The following is a 3,390-nucleotide window of genomic DNA, read 5'->3' on the forward strand; positions in this document are numbered from 1 at the left end:
GGAGGATGCGGAACTTGTACCATCTGTACGGTTATCGGCGCTGCTCGACGTGTCGAAGCGCGCAGGCATTTTTGGAGCATCTGGGCGCCGATGTCGCCTTTCACGACATGGTCGAACAGCCGCCCGATGAATCCACGTTGCGCAGTTGGTTGGAAGCGGTGCGGGGCGACGTGAAATCGCTCGTGAACACCCGGGGCGAGGTGTATCGCAGGCGGGGGCTGAAAGAGGTCTCGTGGTCGACTGACAGGTGGATCGAGGAGATGCACCGCGACGGGAAGCTCATTCGCCGTCCCGTGCTCGTGACGCCCTCCGGACGCGTCATCGTGGGCTTCGACGAGGCGGCCTACCGCGACGCCGTGACCGAGGAGCAGGCGCCATGAAGCGACGCCTGTTCTTCGGACTGGAACTGCCCGACGCCTGGAAGGACGAGATCGCGATCCAATGCGAGGCCGTTCGAGCGCGGGGGCAGGTCGTCGCGCGCAATTGGTCGCGCAAGGACCTGTATCACCTGACCGTGCTCTTTCTCGGCGCCGTCGATCCGGCCGACCTCGCGCGCGTCATCTCGGCGGGCGAGCGAGTTGCCGGCGAGCAGGCGCCGTTTACGCTCACGACAGGACCCTACGGCAGGTTCGTGCAGAGCCGCGTCTTCTGGCTAGGCCTGGACGAGCGCAAGTCCCATCTCGCCGCGCTCAACGCACTCCACCGCCAGGTGCGAGCGGCCATCGCGGAGGCGCTGCCCGCTGTGCGCGTGGAAGACAGGCCGTACCGCCCGCACATCACGCTGGCCCGGGAGCTCTGCCAGTGCCAGGCATCCGACCTCATCGCGCCGAGGCCCTTGACCCACGTGTTCACGGAACTGTGCCTCTTCGAGTCCACCCGCGACGGCGGTCAGCTCGCCTATCCAGTCATCCGGCGCTTCCCATTTTCCGGCGCCGCCGCGACTCGTACGCCAGAAGCCCCAGCGCATTGAGCAGGAGGTCCAGGTGGATGGCCTGCGGGCGGAAGGCCGTGGGATCCAACCCGAGTTCGCGCAGCCGTTCCCGCACGATCTCGGCCTGCGCCTGTTCGAGCGCCTCCGGCGAGGGATGATCGTCGTAGGTCCGCTCGATGAGCTCGCGGAATCTGTCCGCGTAATACACGGTCTCCCTCAGCGCTTCGTCCTTCGGCGACGGGCCGAAGTGCGCCTGGTACACCGTCTCCATCGGCAATTTGGCGAACATCTCGCACGTCCGGTGAACCGCGTCGGGATCGAAGTCGACCGGCGAGGTGGAGGGCATGACGAACTCGTAGGGGAAGCCGGTGAAACCCGTGACGAACCTGAGGCCCGCGCTGTCGCCCGTGAAAATCCCGTTGGAGACGGGATCGGCAATGGCGAAGTGATGGCTCGCGTGGCCGGGCGCGTCAAGGAAGAGGAGGCGCCGCTCGCCAATGACAAGCTCGCTTTCGTGGGGCATGGCCTGCACCTGTTCCGCCGGGACCGGTTCGAGGGGCCCAAACAGTTGGTCGAGCCTGTCCCCGTACACCTCGCGCGCGCCCTGGTACAGGCGAGACGGGTCGATCATGTGCCGCGCGCCGCGAGGGTGCACGAGCAGCTTGGCCTGCGGTGCGAGTTTCATGAACTGGCCCGCGCCGCCTGCGTGATCCAGGTGGATGTGGGTGACGGCGACGTAGGCGAGGTCCGTCGGCTTGAGGCCCAACGCGCCTAGCCCCGCGAGGAGCGCCTCGTGCGAACGCGCGGAACCGGTTTCAATGAGCAGCGGCTCGCGATCGCGCACGAGATAGGCGCATGTGCGGTAGCGCATGCCGAGCTCCATGAGGTCAATCATGAAGACGCCAGGCGCGATCTCGACGGGCTCTGGGTATGGTGCGTGTTGTCCTTCCATGCTCTTTTACCCCCTAGCGTTTGTGGTGGCGAAAGGGTCCGCCGGGTTTGCGCGATCTATCGTCGCGCCGCTTGGTGGAGGCCGCCTCGCGGCTCGCCCGCCATGTGAGCGAGATGGGGCGGTCCGCCTGCTTCAGCGAGGTCCCGCGGTCGCGCGCCTCCGATCGGCGGAACGGGCTCGTCCGCAAGTTCGATAGGCGCGCCACCGGCGCGCGTCCGGTCGACCTCGTGTGCTGTCCCGCGGCCTCTTGCCGAGTGGCCCGGATCTCGTCGACCGAGATGATGTCGGCGAGGGTATCCTCCTCCGGCAGTTCAAGTTCCGTCTCGCGTGAAACGCTGAGCAAGATCCCGATGGCGGCCAGATTCATGACGAGGTCCGTGCCACCGTAGCTGATGAACGGGAGGGGAATCCCCGTGACCGGCAAAAGCCACGTTACGGCGCCCAGGTTGATGAGCGCCTGCACGATGATGGACGCGGTCAGCCCAATGGCCAGGAGGGATCCAAACCTGTCGCGCGCGTATCTTGCGATATGGAAGCCTCGCCAAATGACGACGGCGAAGATCGCCAACAGCCCGAGATCGCCGAGCCATCCCCACTCTTCCGTGAACACCGCGAAAATGAAGTCGGTGTAGGCTTCCGGAAGGTAGCCCGTGGCGGAGATGCTCGCGGCAAATCCGCGCCCCGTGAGCCCTCCATTGGCAATGGCCGTGAGACCTTGAATGAGTTGATAACCGGATGTCTTCGGATGTTGAAATGGGTGAAAGAACGCCACCAGGCGGCTGGAGCGGTATTCCGCCATGCGCGCGCCCAAAAAACCCACCATCACGGCCGTACCGAAGGTGATGCCGAGCGGCTTGCCCGGGACGCCTGCAGCGAAGAGGATGACCATGGCGGTGAGGAAAATGCAAAGCGCCGTGCCCATGTCGGGCTCGATGAACACGAGCACGATGGTCACGCCGACCATCACCATGGCAGGTCGAAACGTCCGCCGCAGATCGCGCAAGATGGGGAGTTTTTTCGTCAGCAAGTACGACAGGTAAATGACGAGGGCCGTGAGCGCTATCTCAGACGGCTGGATGTGGATGCTCGTCGTGCCAATCCATCGGGTGGCCCCCAAGCTTCGGTGGCCGACGCCTGGCACCATCACAATGACGAGCAAGCCAAGGGCCGCAAGCATCAACTTGGGTGCGTGTTGGTACCAGAAGTGATAAGGGATGAACGTGCACGACCCCAGGGCGACGAGACCCAGGACGGCCGCCAGAAGCTGCCGAATGGCGAAGTGATTCGGGGCGAGGCCTTGGTGAATGTCGTACACCATGCTCGCGGAGTACACCGTCAGCACGCCCACGCCCGTCAACATGAGGACCGCGATGAAAAGCACGTAATCCGGTTGATGCCGCTCGGTCCGCACGTCCACACCCCGCTTTGCGCTGTCTAGGCTAAGTCCTCATTCGACAGCTTACGGCCATTCCCTGCCGGAAGGCAAGGGGCGCATTTACCACCGTCC

Annotated in this window: 4 protein-coding genes; 2 read left to right on the forward strand and 2 right to left on the reverse strand. The window is 64.7% G+C overall.

Annotated features, from left to right (window positions below; all coding sequences use genetic code 11):
* A partial coding sequence (locus AS26_RS13340; RefSeq protein WP_306303055.1) for an arsenate reductase family protein occupies window positions 1-380 on the forward strand: 380 nt, incomplete at its 5' end.
* The gene (gene thpR, locus AS26_RS13345; RefSeq protein WP_062310559.1) at window positions 377-970 is read left to right on the forward strand and encodes an RNA 2',3'-cyclic phosphodiesterase; all 594 of its coding nucleotides are present in this window, start codon (window positions 377-379) and stop codon (window positions 968-970) included. The genes AS26_RS13340 and thpR, both read left to right, overlap by 4 nt.
* On the opposite strand, the gene AS26_RS13350 is transcribed toward thpR, so the two are convergent.
* On the reverse strand, window positions 906-1,883 hold the full coding sequence (locus tag AS26_RS13350; RefSeq protein ID WP_062310563.1) for an MBL fold metallo-hydrolase: 978 nt from the start codon (window positions 1,881-1,883) through the stop codon (window positions 906-908). The two genes, thpR and AS26_RS13350, sit on opposite strands and share 65 nt — an antisense overlap.
* A gap of 13 nt (window positions 1,884-1,896) precedes the next feature.
* Window positions 1,897-3,294 carry a putative lipid II flippase FtsW gene (gene ftsW / locus AS26_RS13355; protein WP_245629787.1) on the reverse strand — a complete coding sequence of 466 codons (1,398 nt, stop codon included), beginning with the start codon at window positions 3,292-3,294 and terminating at the stop codon, window positions 1,897-1,899.
* Between the last annotated feature and the right edge of the window lie 96 nt (window positions 3,295-3,390).

Source organism: Alicyclobacillus sendaiensis NBRC 100866 (assembly GCF_001552675.1).
GTDB classification, from domain to species: domain Bacteria; phylum Bacillota; class Bacilli; order Alicyclobacillales; family Alicyclobacillaceae; genus Alicyclobacillus; species Alicyclobacillus sendaiensis.